The organism is Roseateles sp. P5_B10 (assembly GCF_056400485.1).
In genome coordinates this window covers 1-1428 of sequence record NZ_JBFULE010001093.1, presented here as the reverse complement: position 1 = coordinate 1428, position 1428 = coordinate 1, and the positions used below count along the sequence as shown (strand labels likewise).

The 1428-nt window shown below is 68.4% G+C and carries 2 protein-coding genes; both read right to left on the bottom strand.

The window, feature by feature from the left end; all coding sequences use genetic code 11:
* Nucleotides 1-17: 17 nt before the first annotated feature.
* The gene (locus AC1DU6_RS31095) at nucleotides 18-605 is read right to left on the bottom strand and encodes a superoxide dismutase (RefSeq protein ID WP_056197793.1); all 588 of its coding nucleotides are present in this window, start codon (nucleotides 603-605) and stop codon (nucleotides 18-20) included.
* Nucleotides 606-662: 57 nt separating this feature from the next.
* Nucleotides 663-1428, bottom strand: a 766-nt coding sequence (xseA, locus tag AC1DU6_RS31090) for an exodeoxyribonuclease VII large subunit (RefSeq protein WP_477861982.1), incomplete at its 5' end; no start/stop codon positions are given.

The following is a 1428-nucleotide window of genomic DNA, read 5'->3' as shown; positions in this document are numbered from 1 at the left end:
TGTTCGGGGCGAATCGCTCAGGCGAAGTTGGCTTCAGCGAACTGCCAGTTCACGAGATTGCTCAGGAAGGTCTCGACGAACTTGGGGCGCAGGTTGCGGTAGTCGATGTAGTAGGCGTGTTCCCACACGTCGACGGTCAGCAGCGCCTTGTCAGCGCCGGTAAGCGGCGTGCCGGCGGCGCCGGTGTTGACGATGTCGACAGAGCCGTCGGCCTTCTTCACCAGCCACGTCCAGCCCGAGCCGAAGTTGCCAACGGCGCTCTTGACGAAGGCTTCCTTGAAGGCGGCATAGCTGCCCCACTTGGCGTTGATGGCGTCGGCCAGCGCGCTGCTGGGCTCGCCGCCACCTTGCGGCTTCATGCAGTTCCAGAAGAAGGTGTGGTTCCAGATCTGGGCGGCGTTGTTGTAGATCGGGCCCGGGTTCGGTGCCTTCTTGATGATCTCTTCCAGCGTCAGGGCTTCGTACTCGGTGCCCTTTTGCAGGTTGTTGAGGTTCACGACGTAAGCGTTGTGGTGCTTGCCGTGGTGGAACTCCAGCGTTTCCTTGCTGTAGTGCGGGGCCAGCGAGTCGATCGGGTAAGGCAGCGGGGGCAGCGTGTGTTCCATCGTGGAGTCCTCAGGTGTTGGGGGGAAGGGAAACGCAAAGATTGTAGGGAGAGCCAATCACCCCTGCGGCGAAGGCTTTACCCCCAGAACGCGCAAGTCGAGGCTGCCGTCGGCCAGCACCGCGCGCACCTCGGCGCCGGGCAGCAAGGCATGCACGGACGTCACCGCGCCGCCGGCGCCGTCGTCCAGCCAGGCGTAGCCGCGCGCCAGCACATGCTGCGGGTCCAGGGCCTGCAGCCGGGCCTGCAGCGCGTCCAGCCGGGTGTGCTGGCGCGCCAGGATCTCGTGGTGCGCGCGTTCATGGCGCTGCTCCAGGTGGGTCAGCCGCTGGCCTTGCAACTCGACGCGCCGGCGTGGCGCCGCGCCGGCACGCTGGGCCAGCAGATCCAGCAGGCGCCGTTGCCGGGCCAGCACGTCACTGGGGCGGGACAGGCGCAGCGCGAGTCGATCCAGGCGCTGGGCGAGGGTCTGCAGGCGATGGTCGATGCGCAGGGTCAGGCTGCGCTCCAGCGCACCGAGGTGCTGCAGCAGGCTGGCGCGCGACGGCGCCGCCAGCTCGGCGGCGGCCGTGGGCGTGGGCGCGCGCAGGTCTGCGGCCAGGTCACACAGTGTCACGTCGGTCTCGTGGCCGACGCCGCAGACGATGGGCAGGGCCGAATTGGCCACCGCGCGGACGACGCGTTCGTCATTGAAGGCCCAAAGATCCTCCAGCGAGCCGCCGCCGCGCACCAGCAGCAGCACGTCGACCTCGGCCCGCTCGTTGGCGCGCCTCAGCGCTTCGACCAGCGCCGGCGGCGCTTCGACGCCCTGCACCGGACTCGGG

What these genes read in the sequence shown, in the direction of transcription:
- AC1DU6_RS31095 (WP_056197793.1), bottom strand. Translation starts at nt 605, where the DNA reads ATGGAACACACGCTGCCCCCGCTGCCTTACCCGATCGACTCGCTGGCC.